Origin of the sequence: Neobacillus niacini NBRC 15566 (assembly GCF_001591505.1) — a bacterium.
Classification (GTDB): domain Bacteria; phylum Bacillota; class Bacilli; order Bacillales; family Cytobacillaceae; genus Neobacillus; species Neobacillus niacini.
On the sequence record NZ_BCVA01000040.1, the window covers coordinates 38,909 to 58,104 of the forward strand.

Consider the following 19,196-nt stretch of genomic DNA (forward strand, 5'->3'; position numbering starts at 1 on the left):
CCTCCAATTAAATATAGTCAACAAATTTATGACGGAATTTCAAATGATAACGTGAACCTATAAATAAAATCAAAAGGGTAATAAACCAAAAATATAATGTATAATCCAAGTCATAAAAAAACCATTCTCCGCCTAATAATGAATTTCTAAATCCATCAATAATATAATAAAGCGGGTTAAGCTGAAGTAAATTCACAAAAAAGGCTGGCAGGCTTTCTACGTTCCATAGAATCGGTAAAGCATACATCATCATTCTCATAATCGATTGAACCATTGTTTGTATATCCCTGATAATGGTTGTGAGTGTTGATAATAATAATGTTAAACTATACAGCAAAATATATAGGCATAATAAAAAATATGGCAATTGCAGCAGGTAAATCCCCGAGAAATAACCATTTAGTACTAGTATCATGACCGTAATGATCATCATTGCAATAAAGGAAAAGGAGTTTTCTACTATCTTTATTGTAGGAAGGACGCTCACTGGAAACTTCATTTTGGAAACTAAATTTATCTTTGAATAAACACTATTTGAACCTTGTGTTATCGTTGGGCTTATAAAAAACCATGGTACGATACCGCAAATGAACCAAAGGAAGAACGGGGTCTCTCCGACAGAAGAGCCCCCCCTAATACCAAAGCCAAAAATGAACCAATAGATACCGATTTGTATCACTGGATTTAAAATTTGCCAAAATGCGCCTAAATAATGCATATTGTAGCGACTTTTTTCTTGAAACATACTTAATCTGAATATCAGATTAAGATTACTAAATTGTTCTTTCAAGATTTGCCAAACAAAGTTCATACAAGACTTGCTTCTTTCTTAAGAAATTCAAAAAGATTTCCATAATTCATATATTCAACATCTCCTGAAACTTCGTTAACCACATTTTTAGTATCGAAAATTCTCTTATTGTTCATTTTCGATAATTCAGTTCCTTCGATTATTTTGAACTCATTATGATCAGATAATATTAAGATTAAATCAGATCCATTTACTGCTTCTTCCATGTCACTGATCACCCAGTCTAATTGAACATGCGGATCAAATGCTCTTACTTCGAATCGGTTCTCTTCTTTTAGCATTTGATAAATTTCCATTGCTGGGCTTTCACGAATATCATCCACGTTTCCTTTGTATGTTAAACCAAATACTGTTACCACTTTACCGTCAACATTTTCCATTAACTTGTTCACGTTTTCTACTACATAAGCAGGCATAGAAGTATTGATCGTACGTCCAAGGTTAATTAACTGTGCTGTTTCCGGTGCTTTTGCTACGATAAAGTATGGATCAACAGCCAGACAGTGTCCGCCTACACCTGGTCCAGGAGTATGCAGGTTCACACGCGGGTGCTTGTTCGCCATGCTGATAACATCTAAAGCATTGATTTCTAACTCGTTACACACTTTTGAAAGCTCGTTCGCTAAGGCAATGTTCACATCTCTGAATGTGTTTTCCATTAACTTAGACATTTCAGCAGTTTTTGCGTTTGTTTTGATCAGTTCACCTTTAACAAACGTACCGTATACCATTGCGCCGGCTTCTGTACATGCTGGTGTAATCCCGCCGACAATGCGGTTGTTGTAAACTAGTTCGTGCATAATTTGACCTGGTAATACACGCTCTGGGCAGTGTACTAAGAAAATGTCTTCCCCGACAACGAATCCAGCCTCTTCTACTAATGGCTTTACTACATCATCCATGCTGCGCGGCCCGATTGTAGATTCTACGATTAATACATTTCCTTTTTCGATATAAGGAAGAACAGATTTAACTGCACTTACTACATATGATAAATCACAAGATTTATACTGATCATCATGGTTTGGCGTTGGAACTGCAACAATGAAGGCATTTGCTTTTTCAGGCATCAATGAAGCTCTGAATGTACCTTTTTCAATTACTTCTTCTAATGCTTCTTGTAATCCTGGTTCTTCAATATGAATCTTTCCATTATTCAATGAATCGATTACTCTGGGACTTACATCTACACCGACAACGTCCACGTTATGCTTTGCAAACATAATAGATGTTGGTAATCCGATATATCCTAATCCTACTGTACATAATTTCATTATTAGTTCCTCCTAATAATTAATGGTTATTGATTAATCTAGTTATCTTTCACTTATACAGAAACTGTTTTATTCTTCTTATCACTAACTATTTGTTCAAAAACACCCGTTGCTTGTTTAATATTCCCTAATTCTGATTTATAAGTTAGTTCATAGCCACTTAATATACTATTCTCTTCATAAATTCCCCAGATATTAGTGCCACTTCCTATGTAATCACTTAATTTAGAAGGTAAATATGGATTTGTTGCTTTATTTTGTTTTGTCTTTGCGTCATTAACAACTAAGCAATCAAAAGAGGTTGTTAGATTTAGAAATTCGTTATAATTAACATATGGATTAACCTTTACATTTTTAGCTAATACACTGCCTTTTAATTCTTCCTCAAGGGAAGCGGGATTGGCAGTAAAAATATGTAGTTTAACATCTTTTCTTAATTCCTCGGTTACATTTTCCAAACCACTGAAAAGGTCATCTAAGTTTCTTGTTTGGTAGAATGTACCGAAGTATGCGATATTCACTTTATCTTTTTCTAATGAATAATTGCTTTTATTACTATTATAAAATTCCGTTGGTAAGGTAGGCTGTGGTGAAATAACAGCTTTCTTCTTGATCATATTTTTGACTTTCTTAATCGGAAAACTATCTAACATATATTTCAACTGATTTTCATTCGTGAATATTAACTCATCCGCAAATAGATATGGCAAATATTCACACCAGAAGAATAGGTTTGAGTCAGAAACAGGTGGTATTTTATACTTTTTGGCAGCCATTTTATTCGCTTTTTTTAGAAAATCAGGGTTTTCAATGTTGGCTTTTCTAGTTTGACCATGGATATCTAGTAATAAAGGATCCGAAAACTCTGCTGACCATTTTACCTTCGGGTTAAGGAGTTTATATTGGTAAGCCAAAAAGTGAGATCCAGGCCACATGGCACGACTATAAATTTCTTTATATGTTTTTGTATTTCCTAGTTTGTCTATACCTAACGTACAAAAGGCTTCAATTGCTTTCCAATTAGAGAAACTAGGATAACTTGGAATCTCAAATCTTTCATCGATGACATCTTCAACTAAAGTATTTAATTTAAGATCTCTCTCTCTCACTTTATCCATTTTGTTATAAACAACATCCACGATTTCGTTCATATTTCGAATCCGTTTTGCCATTACATTACCACTCGTATCAACATATGGAGGGAAACAGAAAGAGATAACTAGCTTATTGGCTAAGCCTCTATTAACAATAGAATAAGGCATATATGAAAGGTTTTGCTTTTTAATTTCCTCAACAACTTGTTCCCTATCATTGATATTTTCCTTCAAATATCTATTAATGAATGTTGATTGTGCGTTTATTTTTTGTTTAATAAACGTTTGTTTTTGAGTATTTGTAGTTTGACCAATCAATTTATCTAACCGTTTGATTACGGCTAATCTTTGAGTGACATAGAAATCAAATGTCATCATTTGTCGTGATACTGAGTTATCACGCAAAACTCTATAATAGATCACTTGTTTATCAATCGGGATAACTTTAAATTTCAAGTCGTTTTTGGCGATTAGTTCAGTGAAGAATACTACATCTTCTCCACTCTTTAATCCAGAATCATACTGTATTGGCTTTAAACAACTAGTAGGCACAAGCTTACACGCATTAATTGTCGCAACCATATTTAAAGACATAAAGTCGTTATGTTCTTTTTTCTCGACATTTATAATTTGTTGATTAATGGAATTAGTAGGGTCAACATTTCCAGCTTGGTCGACGTTAACGATTTGAGAAATAACGGTTGTATCAGGGCTTGCATAATTAAACATTTCTTCTAAGAAGTTGGATGAAGTATAATCGTCATCATCTAGAAAAACTGTGTATTCCCGCTTAGCATGTTGCAAACCTATGTTTCTAGCTGAAGAAGCACTTGGCTTTGATGAGTATAATGCGGTAATGTTATTCATGTTTGTTTTAGTAATAAAATCATTAATGATTGATTCTGTAGAATCCTTTTCACCATTCATTATGATAATCACATCAAATAATTCTTGCTTTAATGTTTGTTTATGAAGAGATTCTAAGCATGTAAGAATTACTTTTTCACCTTTATAAGTTGGAATAATTACGCTTATCCCTTTTTTAAAGTTTGATTTATTTACCGGAACAGCTGGTTTAGTTACTCTAGTAACCGGCTTGTTTCCTTCCGTTTCAGTCTTATTAATTAGGATGCCTCCTGGAATTACAGGTAAAGAAGGAGTGTTTAACGTACTTATTTTTTTCTTTATTTTTTCTATTTCCTGTAATCTTGCTAGTATTTCTTCCTTTTTCATCGTATTAATTGCTCCCTGCCTTTTTTGTATATTTACGTTTGAGCTGCCAATACTTTAATGTCATGGAACCTAGCTTGGAAGTTTGCAAAGCCATATATTTTCTTTCTAACTTACTCAATTTAGCCTCTATATTTCTAACGAAGTTTTCCAACTTGCTGTATTCTTCTTTTTCCTTTAGGTTGTTTTTTAGAGATTTCTCTTCATGATTTAAACTAGTAAGTAATTCAGCTTTCAACATTTCAACCTGTTTGTTTAAGTCAATGATCAGATTGTCTCTTTTCTTAATTTCATCGTACAGCCAAGTATTTGGATGAATATCAGGTGTAGTACTATTCTGCACCTTTTGCTTGATTATGAAGTTTAATTGCTCTTTCTCTTGATCCTTAAGTTTAATTTGCTCTTTGTACTTTTCAAGACTTCCTAGATGTTTCTTCACTTCCTGTTGAAGTGCCGAAATCTGTTCAGCTTTTTCCTTTTCTCGTGCTAGAAGAATTTGTTTACTTTTTCTTTCTTCCTTAATCTCTTCTAAGCTTTTGGCCTCATTTGCTTTTAGATTATTAATATTTTGCTTTAATTCATCAATAATGGTATCTTTTTGAAGCAATTCTTCTGTATTTTTTTCTTTTTCCATTTGCAGATTTACTAGTTTTACTTTTAAATCGTCTACTTCATTTTCCTTTGTTTGAATTGCTTCTTTAAACTCATCACTATTTATTCGATGTTGTTTTTCTAAATCATCAATCAATGATTTATATTCAATCAATTGGGTGTTAGCTTGGTTCAAAAGATTCTTATTTTTCTCTTTTTCTAGTTTAATTTCTTCTAATTTCTTTATTTGTTGGTTTTGATAATCAGTTTCTTTCTTCTTTAGGGTTTCTACTTCTTTTTCTTTATGTTTTATATATTTTTTAAACTTTTCAATTTCCAGCTGATGTTGCTTTTCAACTTTTTTAATTGATGATTTATATTCCTTCAATTCATTGTTGGATTTGTTTACTAGTGATTTATTTTTTTCTTTTTCTTGCTTGATTTCTTCTAATTTCTTTATTAGGTCAACTTGTAAATCAAATTCTTTCTTCTTTAGAAATTCAACCTCTTTTTCTTTTTGTTGAATTTGTTCTAAAAGCCTGCTGTTATTCTTTTTTTCTTCTTTAATTTCTACTGTTTTGCTAATTTCTATTTTTTCGAGTTCATTTACCCGGTTATTTAAGGTTTTAATCTCACTATTCCGTTGTTCTAATTGTTCTTTCAAACCTTCAATATATTGAGAATGTTGAGTTTGTAAACTTTTCACATATTCATTTTTTTGTTTAATGGTAGTTTGGAAATTTTCTATTTTCGTTACTAATTCTCGTTCTAAGATGTAAAAAGCATTTTCTAATGTTTGGATTGTTTCGCGATTAAATTCAGCCTTTTGTGGTTGGGCAGTTAGCTCCATATTCTTTTTACAAATAACACCAACCCAATTTCCTAGGTATTCAATTTTTTCAATCGTAAAGAAAGCAGATAGATGGTCATACAATTCTAAAAAGTAATATGTTCGTTTATGATCAAAGTAGTCATTAATTCCAAAAGGAACAGTTACTACTGCACGGCCTTCTTTATCTAAATGATCATGTATTTTCTTTAAAAAACTTAACGGATCAGAGATATGTTCTAATACTTCTGTCAGAAGGATTGTTTCATATGTTGGTTCTAATTGTTCCTCTGTCATAAAGTTTGACACTCTAAAGTTAACATTCTCTTGGACTGTTACATGCTCATTTTTCAAGTCGTCCATTGCATACTCAATCGATTCTTGAGCAATATCTAGAGCATCAACATTTTTACCTTCACGCCCTAGAATAATTGGGACTATTCCTTGTGAACACCCTATATCCAAAACATTGTTCCCTTCAACATGATTAACAATCCAATTTATCCGATTTCTGGTTTTTTTACCGAAGTCCTCTCCCATATCACCTTTATAGGCTTCAGCAATTCTATCTAATGGCTTTTTAGTCATGTTAATCTCCTTATCTACTAAGAAATTCATTCTATACAATATTCCACTAGTGGGTTTCAGAGCGTGTGCAATGCGGCGTTTTCTTTGCACAAAATAATGACATTGAAGATGTTGAGTGTTTTTAATAGCGGAACTCAGTTAATGCAATCTAGTGACAATATTTACTATAAACGTTAAGGAATTCTTGCTTTTCTTCTTCCCAGTTATAACTATTTCTTGCGGCAAAACTGTTCTTACTATATTTCTCTCTCAGTCTTGGATTTGATAGTATTTTATTAACTGCATCTGCTATTTCCATAGGATTATGAGAATCAACAGTAATCCCAGTTTGTTCCTGATCTACAACTTTTTTGATCTCTGGAAAATCACAAGCTACAACAGGCACACCTGCCATCATATATTCAAAAAGCTTATTAGATGAAGCAGAATAGTGATTAAAACAGACGTTATTTAAAACCTGAAATCCTATATAACCATTCCTCGTAAATTTAGGAAGAGCTAGAAGAGGTACTTTTGGGTGAAACTTCACCTTTTCCTCAAGGTTCATTTCCTTAACCATCTCTTGTAAATCTTTCTTTATTTTCCCATCTCCAACGAGTACCAATACTCCCTCTTTAAACATCGGTACAGCTTTAATTAGCTTGTCCAAACCTCTTCCTGTTTGAATTCCACCTTGATAGAGTAGAATTTTCTCGTTTCTAGGAATGTTTAGGATTTCATGTAAATCTACCTTTTCATTACTTTGACTAAGCTGTTTGAAAGGATAATTATGAACAACATGAGGGTAAAATCCATATAAATCTTCGTTATATTTCGCTCTTGTATCATTTTCAACCATCATCTCGTCGATTTTCTTTATAAGAAAGGCTTCCATTTTCCCATGGATAGGACTTGAATATCCAGTTCGACTTGTTTGAACCTCATGTGAATCGTAAATCAACTTCTTCGGCTTCAAGCGCCACTTTGCACTGATATAGCCTTGGGGAAGTGTATTTAAATCATTTGAATGGTAAATATCATAATGCCCTCGATACCCCTTCAAGATCATTCTGAATATCAAGCTGCTTCTTACCCATAACACTCTTACCCTCGTTTTAAGTAGTAAGAATACCACGATAGTAATCGGGATAACAGTGACCGGCGCTAAAAGAGTAAGGATTGCCCAGATAATCAGACAAAAAGCCCCAAACCATTTATTCTGCAAGGAGTAGCGGTAAAACTTCTGCCCTAGTTCTAATAGAACTGGATATCTTCTTAATCGATAGACTTTAAAATGGTCATTCCTTTTCTCAAACCTTGGAAGGTTTGCGTCTTTTGGATCATGAATACAAATTAGATCCACATCATACCCAGCCTCGGACAAGGCGGTACACTCCCGTAATACCCTGGCATCATTGGTAAAATGATTCCAAACAAACATCCCAACCTTTTTCGACATGGTTCTCCCCCTTTCTTCATAGGCTCTATTTCATAAGCTTAACTAACTTATTAATATTGGTTTCCCAATTAAAGTTCTTAAGAATTACTTGTTGCTCTCTTTGAGCCATATCTTTTCGTAACTCATCATCATTTAATAACGTCATAATATGTGACAAGATTTCTTGTGAATCTGTATTATTGCTTGCTATTCCAACCCGCTCTTTTTCAACTATTTCCTTCGCATATCCATCAATAACACCCACGATTGGGACGCCGCAAGTCATATAGTCAATCATTTTCCCCGGCAGGACTGTCTTAAAAACTTCTTCATCCTTCAACGTAACTAAGCCTATATCATGTTCCGCAATGATCTTAAAGCATTGCTTTCTCGTTAGTGGATTCATGATGGTTACATTTTTGTATTTCTTAATGGAGTTAACCAGCTTCTTTTTATTAATTCCATAGCCTATGATTGTTAACTGAATACCCTGTTCATCTAATAGGGGTACGAGTTTATTGATCAAGTCAGTGTTTTGAGCAAGTCCAAGATTTCCTGCATAGATAATTTTCTTTGTTTCGTTTTCTTTTTTATAAATAGAAGCTAATTCATCTTTTATTGCACCGTTTGGAATAAATACAATTTTTGACTCTTCAATTTTAGCCTTTGTTTGGATGTACTCTCGAAAGCCTAAGCTGTTAATAACAATTTTGTCTGATTTTCTGTAAAGGATTATTTCTAAAATTCCGAGAATTTTTAAAATCAAAGGATAGTTAAGCACCCCAACACCCTTCAGCGATTCTGGCCATAAATCCCTAATATCTAAGATAAAATTACTCTTGTACCTATATTTAGCAAAAATTCCAACGAAACCCGTAAATATCGGCGGAGAAGTAACAAAGATATAATCATATCGTTTCTTATCCTTAATGATGAGAAAAAGAAATTTCAATGCGATTTCTAGATAGTAAAATAATCGATTTAAAATACTGTTTGAATATTTCCTACTGGAAATGCCAATTCTAACAATGTTACTATTTTCACAATTCAACAACTCCTCATCCCAAAATTCTTCATTTTCGTAGATTTTCTTATTCGGGTACGAAGGCTCAGTTGTAAAAATCGTTACATCGTAATTTTCTTTTTTTAATTGCATATAAATGTTCTTTATTCGATTAGCGTGGCTCCCAATTTCCGGGTAAAAATGCTGGGATATGATTAATACTCTTTTCACTAAGGGTACCACCTTTGAAATTAATAATAGTTTGTCAATCTTGCGTGAAATAAAAAAATAAATATCTAATAGAAACTTAAATGCTATTTAGCACTTACTCTTTCATTAGATATTTTCTGATTTTATTAACCTCTTTTGTTCATGAATTGGCGAAGGTCGAACTAATAATGGAAGATACAAGATTAATAATAGTATTAATAACGAATAATGGACTTTCACCTATAATCTTACAAACGATATTAAGCTTATCACTTTTCTTTATTATGGTGGTAGAGTCAAAAGTTCTATGAAAACTCAATAGGTGGGTAGGCGTATTTCCTTTATCTGATGGAAATATGCCAATGGTTTGAGATTCCTTTATCAAGGGTGACGGAGACAAAATGAAAGCATGCCAAATAGACCTATGTATTTCCATTTTAATCCATTTGAAAGTTCTGTTTGTCACGAGTTCGCTTCGCCGATTGCTGCATGTTCAGACCCAAACCTGTTTGTTGAGCAATAATTGCCCTTAAACGTACGATTGAGTCTATCGATAACTTGTTTAAGAGACCTATACCTTTTTGATATAAGGTGTTAATTGGTAAGCCCAATTACCTGTGTAATCTATGGCTCTAATGTCGGTTTCATTGTGTTTGAAATATAAACGGAGAAATTCCGGCTAAATGGAGAAATATTGATTTTTTTCCTTAAAATAAAGGTAGTTTTTCCGGCTATCTTAGCCAAACCTTCGGATTTTGGCTTATTTAGAGCAGTTAGTCGGAATAACTCCGCTAATATTTGCTTTTTAGGGCTTACTCTTAAACATAGCAGGAATTTCTCCGCCTATGAATTCTCATACCGATTCTACAACACGAAAATCAACCATGAATACTAACAGAGCCTATTTTAAAAAAGGGAAATTACTTTAACACCTTACCCTTTTTGGTAGTTCCCATTTTACTGCCCTTTTCCTGCGCATTTTTTTGAAGCCACAAAAAGAGATCTGTTATCACTTTGGATAAAACAAGGATCACGATATAGGTTAGAAACAAGTGCAAGTAATTGGCCCATGCATTGAACTGAAACAAATGGTGCATGGCGAAAATCGGTTTTAGAATAAAGGATAGAAAAAGACTTAATAGCAATGTATATAGGTAATAATTTTTATGATGTTTAATGGTCCATTGGTACACCAACATGAACGATACTGGAACCAGCGATGCGTCTAAGCCGATACTGTGTGCGACAAAGGGTATCATTTTATAAGGATACGTCCAAAGGGCTTGGGTTGAACCAAAATCATCGAAATAGCCAAACCAAACATGAACGTTGAATCCATAGAAGCCGAGCTGGAGAGCCCGTTTCCAGTCCATTGCAAAATAAAGAACAATTAGCGGTGACACAAACATAATCACATGGAACCAAAATTGCCACGTATCAAACGCAGAATGCTCTAGCCAATATTTCAACCATTGATGGGCTCCATCTTGTTGTTCTGTTATTAATTTTTTTAACGCCTCTTTTTGCACATCACTCATCTTATTTCCTGCCTTGATTTATTTTTTTATCTTAAATTGCCCAACATCTTGGTAAAAAAATGGGATTCTAAAAAATATTTTCAAATTTGTATATCCAACAGGAATTAAGGCGATGACAGTAGAATGGTTACGTATTAAGGAGGTTTAAAATATGGAGAAATTCGGGATTTACGGTAAATTGATTGCAAAAGAAGGCGAACGTGAACAGTTGGCAGCGATTTTATTAAATGCTGCGGAATCGTTGCAGAGTCTTGATGATTGCGAGTTATATCTTGTCAGTGTAGCACCTGATGATCCTAATGCTGTTTATGTGTATGAAGTGTGGAGCAGCGAGAATGCTCATCAAGGATCTTTAACATTGGAATCTACACAAACATTGATCCAGCGAGCGAAACCGATTCTTGCGGGAATGGAACGAATTTCGACGTTCGTTCCTAGAGGTGGCAAAGGAATATAATCTATTCCTTTGTCTCTAGATTTAGCTGTTTTACCATTGATGTAACGAGCACATTCAAAGGATTGATAATGAATTGGGACGTTTCGCGCTCTACCTGTAGTGCTGCCCCCACCATCGATAGTTGTGCTACCGAAATCACCCTCTGATGATCTTTTTTCAAAAATTGGATTACTTCTCTTTCGTACTCTTCCTTTTTCCCACTCATAATGAGTTGGAAGGTATTCTCTATGACCTGAACCTCAATATCCAGTGTTTTCTGTTTGGATTTTGCATATTGCTGGAGCCTGTCGATTGTACCGGAAACGGTATCAGGGTTTGTGAACACAATGGTTTGAGGCCAATCCAACTCACAAAGCGCTTCAAAGTAGGGTTCATCAATCTTGATAATGGGTACCTTGAGTGACAGCTCTCCCACTAATGCAATATAGTTCGTACAGGTAATAAGGATGGCATCCACACCCGTTTGCTCAATCCACTCTACTTGATTCTTCACTTTCCTCTGAGCTTCAGACTCTGTGAAATCTGGGTCATTCATGACACGATTCATCAAACCTGGATCGACGAAGTGACTTAACTCGACGTCATAGGCTGAAAGTGCTATCTCGATATAATCAATATTCGAATAATGTGCATGCAGACAGCCAATTCTTTTCTTCAAATTCTTATACCTCCTTTTATTAAATGAGTCATATATCCCGTTTCTGAAGCGGCGTACATATTTTTTACATGGGATGCCATGATAGTAAGACACAAAGGAGGTGCTTATATGAAAAAGCTTCTAATTTGTTTCGCTATCTTATTTGGCTTTACCAGTTCCTCTCTATCTCAACTCGACCATACTGCCTATGCACAACAGAAACCGACTCCTTCCTATGCAAAATGGAGTAAAATAGCAATAGCTAAGACAAAGGAAAAATATCCGAATGCGCAAGTGGTCGATTATCTTTATGTTGGAAGAACAAATGGACCGCGTACCTCAACCGAAAAATTCAAGTTATGGTTAAAAGAAAATCAAAAAGAATTCGGTGTTTATGTAGACATTGAATTTACCAAAGAAACCGAACAAGTAGTCAATGTTACTTATACCGAAACAGCTCGATAATGTCCGTCCAGGGGTCCATGACAGCTTTTATCTAATGGCTTCATAATGCAGTTCGGCAAATTGTTTATACCGCCGAACATCGACCAGCGTAAGTTTGTTTTCCTGGTCCCCTGGCACAAACATAGGTATTCCTCGTCCAATAATGGTCGGGGCAATCTGAATAATGAACTCATCCACCAGATGCAGCATGTGCTGCAGTACTTCCCCGCCGCCGACGATCCAAATCCGTTTCCCCTCCTGTTCCTTCAAGGACTGAGTGAAACCGGCAATATCCTCATTAATATACGTAACGTGTTCATCCGAGCCAGTTGTTGTACGCGAAAAAACATAACAAGGCTTACCTTCATAAGGGAATTTTTCTGGAGACAGAATGCCGATTTGCTCATATGTACTTCTCCCCATCAGAATCGTATCGATACTCTCATAAAATTCCTCATAGCCTGTATCATGTTCCCCCTCCGTTCCAATTAACCAATCCAATGAATGATTTTCACGTGCGAGGTAGCCATCCAAACTGATGGCACCGTAAAATACTAATTTGCTTTGTTTACTCATACATCTTCCTCCCTACTGTTTTCGTTTTTCATGCATGTATCTCATCCACTTTTTCTGTTTTAAATTGCAAACAAAATACCCTAATAGAGCGACTGCGGTCCCGCCGGCTGACAGGTTTAAGATGAGTGGGCGGGAAGTATAGATACCTGCTAGGATTCCTATCATTCCGAGTACTGTCAGCTGAAAAAAATGCTTTTTATTATTTTCAAATATCATAAATTGAAATTGTCTACGTTGTTCTAGTTCCTTTAGGTCCTCGAGCCTCTGAGGGGCTTGTAAAAATTCCGTCACGGAATGGATAAGCTTAAACGCAGGTTGTGATTGAATCCATTTCCAAATCAAGGACCATTTATTGTTTCCTTGTTTGTTCAGCCACTCCATAAAAATTGGCTTCCCTAGGTCGAGGAGCTCTGCCTCTGGAGCAAGATGACGGATTATCCCTTCAATTGTGACAAAGGAGCGGCCTAGAAATACGAACCTCGTGGGAACCTGGATAGGCAAGGCTTGAATAGTATCGTTCATTTCCTTCTTAAACGCCATAATATCCATTTGTTTCAGTTGTTCTGGTTCGAACGAAACCATTTCCGCCAACAGCTTTTCAATCGTTCTCGAATCCGCTTCCGGAAGCAAAAATCCAAGTTGAGCTAAGCAATCCACTGCCTTCGAGTAATTTTTCGAAAGAAAGCTTTCAATTAAAGTTTGAAAGTGAGCTGCGTCCTTTTTACTGATTTCGCCAATCATGCCGAAATCGAGCAAGATGATTTTTCCTTCCTTTGATACGAGAACATTTCCTGGATGGGGATCGGCATGGAACTTTCCTGGCTCTAACCATTGCGGAAGGAACACTTTCATCAGCCTTCGAGCCAGTTCTTCAGGTGTTACGGATACGTGCTCCAACGTCCCATGATCCGTTAGCCGCATTCCTTCTACCCATTCCATCACCAGCACATTGGACTTACTAAGTTCTGGATACACCGATGGTATCTTTACACTATCCATGTCCTTAAATCGCTCTTTAAAATACAGAATGGTCTCGAGCTCGAGGGTATAATCAAGCTCTCGTTCAATCACCTGTTTTAGTTCCTGAAATAGAACTTTAAAGTTGATAAATCCTTTTGGAATCGGAACAAAATGGTCGGCAAACCAGATAACAACTGCTAAAACCTTAAAATCCGTTTGGATAATCGTATCGATATACGGTCGTTTCACTTTAATGGCGACTTCCGTGCCGTCCTTCAGCACACCTTTATATACTTCTCCAATCGAAGCAGAGGCAATCGCTGTTTTTTCAATGGAAAGGAAGTTTTCATGGTCAAGTATTTTCTCTATCTCACTCCATTCAGAAGGAGGAACCTTGTCTGTGAGGTCTTCAATTTGGCTGATAAACGCTTTTGGCAGCAAATCCGCCCGCGTACTTAATATTTGTCCGACTTTGATCAATAAGCCTTCCAATTCGAATAGTGTATTGCGATACCGTGCCCCTATTTGTCCCCAAAGCTTCTCCCACTCCTCCTTCGGTTTCCTGCGAATCTTGTACCAATAAATTTGCAGAAAAATCCCGAAAGCTAGTGAAAGCACCTTATACATGCGCACCAGCTTGTTCTGTTTCATCCAGGTTCCCCCCTTAAAACACATCCGCCACTAAATTGCTAAACTCCCTTAAATAATGAAGATAATGACTGCCGCCATAGTTATATTGTTTATTGAACATTTTTGCGACGACAACGTTGTATTCAGGAATCACTAAGAGGGTTGGCCCGGTAACGCCAATTATTTGATAGGACCCTTTAGGGACTCTTTCACCTAATTCACTGTGTTTGGCCGGAGTACCTTGTACAAACCAGAACAAGCCGTTCTGCGGCAAATCATTATTTTTATAAGAAGGATTTTGAACGTTCGTCGCGAGTTGAATGACTTCCTTTGGAACGATGTCCATTCCATGGTTCAAATGAAGATTTCCCCAGCGGGCAAATTCACGAGCAGAGGTATGGAGGTTTGATTCCATCCCGTTTTTTGTCTGCCCTACTTTATAGGAGGCCGGCTCTTTTGGGTCATCCACGACCTGAACCAATTTTTCATTATGTTCTGTCTGCCAAGCCGTTTCGTTGAATCCCATTGGCTTGAACACGCGTTCCTCTAGGAGTTCGGGAAAACTTTTATCATAAAGCCTGTTTACCAATTCGGTCATCATGATGATATTAATCCCTCGATACGCCCAATTTGCACCTGGCTGAAACTCTCGAAAAATCGTCCCGTCCTCCCGTTGATGAAGTCCGTGGGAATGAGTAACCAAATGTCTGATCGTGGTTTTCCCTAGCAGTTCTTTGTCTATATTCTCAAAATAGTGAACAGCCAGGTCATCCAAGCTCTTTATTTTACCTTCATATAATGCGAATGCAACGACTAGCCCCAGGTAGCTTTTTCTTGCAGATGCGACATTAAATTGCGAGGTCGCGTCAATCGGGCGGGAGTTTTTTGTGTTAGCGTGATAGCCGCTATAGTGCTCTAATACCATTTGGTTATCCTTGATAATGACGAGTGCTGCCCCGCTGCTATGGTTCCGTTCTTTTATATCTTCTATGTACGAAATTAGTGGTTGAAAAATAGTCGATACACACCTTTCTATCAGTCTATTATTCTATAGTAATTGACGAATTTCCTTTAATCCCGATGGAACCATTATTCGTCTCCTAGCATATACTATAGTAGACGCAAGGAAGCACCTCGCGTTACCTGGACTGACTTTACTGTCAGTATTTTTTTTGACTAGATTTTGAACCTAGCCCTGACTGCACGACAAAATTATGCAGGAATTTCCACTTTCTTCTCGAATTAAATGCTAGTGAAAAAAGGAGGCCTGCACATGAAAAATCGTCATGAAGTATTATTTACTCAATTAGAATCGTATCGCAGCTATATTTTAGGGGTAGTAGAAAATGTAACAGAAGAAGAGGCTGAAATCATTCCAAAGGGATTTAATAATAATATCCGCTGGAACCTTGGGCATATTTATCTTGATCAATACTTATGGATTCAAGCTGTGACGAAAGAGAAAGCTGGAGTTCCAGAACAGTTTCAAGCTTGGTTCGGATATGGGACATCCCCCGCAGACTTCACTCCTGAAACACCTACAATGGAAGAGTTAAAAAAGCTTTTAAAAGGACAGCCTGCTGAAATTAAAGCACAGTACGGAGAGCGGCTTGAAGAGGAGTTTGCTCCAACTGAAATGGGTATGCATACGATCGAGCAAGTTTTGATTCGAACGATCTTTCACGAGGGGATGCACTTACAGACCATTCTTGATTTGAAGAAGTGTATGAGGTAATTAGGACAGAAGTGGTCTGGATACTAACGGGTTTCATTTACTAATTGCAAGTACTTAAAATGCAAACCTTTAAATGTGATGTTCAAGCACCTTGTACATTACAAAAAATATGCCAAAAATCCCTGCATTTTTTTCGAGAGTCGGGATTTTTGGCATTCTAATGATTACCGTTTATTTTGAGAACACTACACTCTACATATTAAGAGGTTGTCCAAAAATTCCAGAAAAACGACTACCGCTTATTGATGTTTTTGGCGAAGAGATTTTATAATTTCTAAATATTGTGTATCTCCTAGCCCATAATGTTTAAATTTTTTAAATAATGCTAACATAAGTTCTTCTTCTGGAACATCTTTATACTTGTGAATATACATCATAAGATCACTGTCTTTATGAAGGTAATTCAAATATAGCTCAACCCCCTTCTTTAAAGGTTCTGGATAGATATTTCCAGGCATCTTTTTATCAATCAACACTTGTTTGTAAATAGCATAATACCCCTTCGCTTTTAAGCTAAAATGACTCATTGGTTCAAAATGATCACCGACTATATTAAGATCCATATCACCTGTATGTTCTGCTTGGTCTAACCAAGCTAATAGGGCTAGTATATTGATTTGACAAAACATATCAGCATCAAACCATAAAGCTATATGAGTGAATTTTTCACTAAAGAGTGGCGCCAATGGTTTTAGTACGGTTTCACTATATTGCACTGGAGTTACGTGATGGACCTTAGCACGTATTTCAGTAAACTCATTTGAAAATAGATCCTTATGCGTTTTTCCATAACACATAGCCTCGTTAAATGGGACCATACATTCTTGTTCAAGAAAATTTGTCCTTTTAAAAAAATTGTACATAGCTTGCCCATTTAGAATATGTAAAGTTCTTTTTCGAGTCATCGTTACACCCCCTGCTTAATCTAGTCTACTCTTTCTATTATATTTCAAATTTCACACTGTCCCTGAAATAAATAAATATTGGAGTCAACCCTTATTAATCCCAAAAACCGAAGTCTGCTTGGGCACGAAAAGAGCGAGACCACTAGGATTTATGCTCAGTTAAGTGGAAGTTTTAGTAGAGAATTATATAGAAAATATTTTTAGAGAGGGATTAGTAAAAGGCAACGGATATATATTCCGCTGCCTTTCCACTATTGCACCCATTAGTTAAAAATAATTATATTTTCGCATAAAAATTTAGACAGTTGTTCCTGTATAGACACCCATTTGCTAATTGTTATAAATCGACCCACGAGGAAAATGTTCTTTCGTTCATTTATTTTGCCTCAAAGTTCTAGGGGCCTACTCCCCTACCATACCGTCATGATCATTATCGCGCATATATGGGTATAACCAATGATCACTCGTTATTGGCATACGAAAACCGGCTGCTTTCGCTTCTTTAATCGTCACTTGTCCATCACCGTCTGTATCAACACTAGAAACATCACTGCTTGTTGTTGAACTAGTTGAATCAGAAGGCTCACTGCCTGTTAAACCGAGTCCTGCGTTTACTTCATCAGGGTTCACATTGTCAAATTTATCAACGATCTCGTTACCCATTAACGTATAGGTATACTGATAACTGGAAGGAATCTGCGTTTCCGTATTCGGATAGGTGATAATGGCTTCAAAATGAGTAGCTCCACCTGCTTTTCGTATCACTTCTTCCATATAAGCTTGATCACCATGTCGGTTGAGTGTGCTATCTTGTGGGGTAATATTATAAGCATTCGATACCCCTCCGAGAGAATCGGCAATGATATGTCCTTCATCTAAAGTGTCACTTTCGACGCCAGGAACCTTTGCCTCATCAGCATAGTACCTTCCAGACGATAATACAGGTTCGTTATTGTCATCTTGTATAATGATTTCATCAGCAATGACACGTACTAGTTGCCCATATTCATTCGTAAATGCCCAATATTCACGGTCCCCATACCCAATGTCCACAACGACGTTAGGTTCACGATATCCAGACACATCACCACCATCAACTTCAATAAGTTTGTATCCTGCGAACCGTTCATTACTTGGTTGAGTTGGTGTTTCTTCTACTACCGGTTCATCATCAGCCGTAGTGTTAGTTTCTTCCTTTGGATTAACTGTGGTTACTTCTTGTGAATCTGATTCACCATCTGTAGTGGATGTATTTTCTACGTTGGTACAACCAACAAAAAAGATGGTCGTTAAAAGTAAGAGTAAATAGTTCATTTTCTTTTTCATTTTAGGATTCTCCTATAATCGTTTTATGTTATTTATTCTAAAAAATCTCGGAATGGAAGATTGAGTAACGCTTTTAACCTATTAATATAGTATATTCTACTATTAACTTTATTTCAGTAGATACTTTATTCCAAGTGTGAAGTCACTTACAACCAATAAATAATCTAGAAGCCAAAACCTTCCTCATTCCTTTCTTCATTTCAGGAGAACGAATCATTGTTATCCATCTATACAATCACTCAATTCCATAGCTTATTGAACTAAAGATACACAAAAAAACGTTAATCCTTCTTGGATTAACGCTTAAGAAATACACTGGTAGTATTTATTTATTATTTGATTGTCTCCACTGCACAGCATGATGACTCCTGAACAATATTTTCTAAATCTCCTTTTGTAAAGAAGAATTCCCATTCGTTTCCATCAGGATCGGTTACCCAAAATTTATCTTGAGTTGCATAGCAGCAATTAACGTCCATCTCTTCACGAGCAAAGAAACCTAATTTCTCTAAACGCTCTTTGTGCTTGAATACTTCATCCCGATTTTCCACTTGAAATCCAAAATGGCCTACCTGATTTCCTGATACTTTATCCTTTAAGTTTAATGTGAAATTTAACGCTGGGTCATTCAGTAGAAATTTGGCATAGTCTGGCTTTACCTTCACAGGCTCGGCATTAAACACTTGAGAATAAAACTTAATTGACTTTTCTAAATCCGTTACATTTACACCAACATGCATCTTCATAAAAAACATCTCCTTTACGTTTTAGTGGCGGATTAAATCAAATATTTTTGATTTATAGTTCATAAATCAACTTTTTTTGATTTATAGGTACAGTATATTAGCAAATATTTCTAATTACAACCCCTTAATCAAAATAATTTGATTAAATAATTTAGATCAAAATAAACTGGTTTGGAATACATTATATTGACAGCG

General features: G+C 36.0%; 17 protein-coding genes and 2 pseudogenes. 4 read left to right on the forward strand and 15 right to left on the reverse strand.

Annotated elements, in window-relative coordinates:
* Positions 1-7 precede the first annotated feature (7 nt).
* The 8 genes and pseudogenes from BANA01_RS22405 to BANA01_RS22435 all read right to left on the reverse strand — a co-directional run bounded on the left by BANA01_RS22405 (position 8) and on the right by BANA01_RS22435 (position 10,585).
* Positions 8-811, reverse strand: a complete 804-nt coding sequence (locus BANA01_RS22405; protein WP_063254850.1) for an ABC transporter permease — start codon at positions 809-811, stop codon at positions 8-10.
* Positions 808-2,085, reverse strand: coding sequence for a nucleotide sugar dehydrogenase (locus BANA01_RS22410; RefSeq protein WP_034673569.1), 1,278 nt, complete (start codon positions 2,083-2,085; stop codon positions 808-810). Before BANA01_RS22410 ends, BANA01_RS22405 begins: the two co-directional genes overlap by 4 nt.
* A gap of 53 nt (positions 2,086-2,138) precedes the next feature.
* Entirely contained in the window at positions 2,139-4,412 is a 2,274-nt protein-coding gene (locus BANA01_RS22415; protein WP_034673573.1) for a glycosyltransferase, read from the reverse strand.
* A gap of 4 nt (positions 4,413-4,416) precedes the next feature.
* Complete coding sequence (locus tag BANA01_RS22420) at positions 4,417-6,417, reverse strand: methyltransferase domain-containing protein (protein ID WP_052106295.1); 2,001 nt, start codon at positions 6,415-6,417, stop codon at positions 4,417-4,419.
* Positions 6,418-6,565: 148 nt separating this feature from the next.
* Positions 6,566-7,855 (reverse strand): glycosyltransferase, encoded by a 1,290-nt coding sequence (locus tag BANA01_RS22425; protein WP_034673578.1) that lies wholly within the window; start codon positions 7,853-7,855, stop codon positions 6,566-6,568.
* 25 nt (positions 7,856-7,880) lie between these two features.
* Positions 7,881-9,068: a glycosyltransferase family 4 protein gene (locus BANA01_RS22430; protein WP_157411867.1), complete on the reverse strand. Its 1,188-nt coding sequence runs from the start codon at positions 9,066-9,068 to the stop codon at positions 7,881-7,883.
* A gap of 459 nt (positions 9,069-9,527) precedes the next feature.
* A pseudogene (locus BANA01_RS30215) lies at positions 9,528-9,671 on the reverse strand (DDE-type integrase/transposase/recombinase); the annotation flags it as partial.
* Between the two features lie 296 nt (positions 9,672-9,967).
* Complete coding sequence (locus BANA01_RS22435; protein WP_052106288.1) at positions 9,968-10,585, reverse strand: CBO0543 family protein; 618 nt, start codon at positions 10,583-10,585, stop codon at positions 9,968-9,970.
* Between the two features lie 151 nt (positions 10,586-10,736).
* Between BANA01_RS22435 and BANA01_RS22440 the strand changes: the two genes are divergently transcribed.
* Entirely contained in the window at positions 10,737-11,042 is a 306-nt protein-coding gene (locus tag BANA01_RS22440; RefSeq protein WP_034673375.1) for a putative quinol monooxygenase, read from the forward strand.
* 1 nt (position 11,043) lies between these two features.
* On the opposite strand, the gene BANA01_RS22445 is transcribed toward BANA01_RS22440, so the two are convergent.
* A complete protein-coding gene (locus BANA01_RS22445) occupies positions 11,044-11,700 on the reverse strand; it encodes a hypothetical protein (RefSeq protein WP_034673378.1) in 657 nt (218 codons plus the stop codon).
* Positions 11,701-11,808: 108 nt separating this feature from the next.
* Here BANA01_RS22445 and BANA01_RS22450 point away from each other — a divergent pair, with 108 nt between their 5' ends.
* Entirely contained in the window at positions 11,809-12,144 is a 336-nt protein-coding gene (locus tag BANA01_RS22450; protein ID WP_034673381.1) for a DUF3889 domain-containing protein, read from the forward strand.
* A gap of 27 nt (positions 12,145-12,171) precedes the next feature.
* On the opposite strand, the gene BANA01_RS22455 is transcribed toward BANA01_RS22450, so the two are convergent.
* From BANA01_RS22455 to BANA01_RS22465, 3 genes are read right to left on the reverse strand one after another with little or no spacing between them, the layout of a single operon-like run.
* Positions 12,172-12,699 (reverse strand): dihydrofolate reductase family protein, encoded by a 528-nt coding sequence (locus tag BANA01_RS22455; RefSeq protein WP_034673383.1) that lies wholly within the window; start codon positions 12,697-12,699, stop codon positions 12,172-12,174.
* A 12-nt stretch (positions 12,700-12,711) separates the two neighbouring features.
* Positions 12,712-14,310 (reverse strand): ABC1 kinase family protein, encoded by a 1,599-nt coding sequence (locus BANA01_RS22460; RefSeq protein WP_034673385.1) that lies wholly within the window; start codon positions 14,308-14,310, stop codon positions 12,712-12,714.
* Between the two features lie 13 nt (positions 14,311-14,323).
* The gene (locus BANA01_RS22465) at positions 14,324-15,304 is read right to left on the reverse strand and encodes a serine hydrolase domain-containing protein (RefSeq protein ID WP_034673387.1); all 981 of its coding nucleotides are present in this window, start codon (positions 15,302-15,304) and stop codon (positions 14,324-14,326) included.
* A gap of 258 nt (positions 15,305-15,562) precedes the next feature.
* Between BANA01_RS22465 and BANA01_RS22470 the strand changes: the two genes are divergently transcribed.
* Entirely contained in the window at positions 15,563-16,024 is a 462-nt protein-coding gene (locus BANA01_RS22470; RefSeq protein ID WP_034673389.1) for a DinB family protein, read from the forward strand.
* Positions 16,025-16,263: 239 nt separating this feature from the next.
* Here the strand turns inward: BANA01_RS22470 and BANA01_RS22475 are convergent, their stop codons facing one another.
* Positions 16,264-16,929, reverse strand: a complete 666-nt coding sequence (locus BANA01_RS22475) for a hypothetical protein (RefSeq protein WP_034673392.1) — start codon at positions 16,927-16,929, stop codon at positions 16,264-16,266.
* A gap of 108 nt (positions 16,930-17,037) precedes the next feature.
* Here BANA01_RS22475 and BANA01_RS30450 point away from each other — a divergent pair.
* Positions 17,038-17,133, forward strand: a pseudogene (locus tag BANA01_RS30450) (integrase); the annotation flags it as partial.
* Between the two features lie 198 nt (positions 17,134-17,331).
* Here BANA01_RS30450 and BANA01_RS22480 read toward each other — a convergent pair.
* Both BANA01_RS22480 and BANA01_RS22485 read right to left on the reverse strand, forming a co-directional pair.
* Positions 17,332-18,255, reverse strand: a complete 924-nt coding sequence (locus BANA01_RS22480; protein ID WP_034673395.1) for a DNA/RNA non-specific endonuclease — start codon at positions 18,253-18,255, stop codon at positions 17,332-17,334.
* A 332-nt stretch (positions 18,256-18,587) separates the two neighbouring features.
* Entirely contained in the window at positions 18,588-19,001 is a 414-nt protein-coding gene (locus tag BANA01_RS22485; protein WP_034673397.1) for an ArsI/CadI family heavy metal resistance metalloenzyme, read from the reverse strand.
* Positions 19,002-19,196 lie beyond the last annotated feature (195 nt).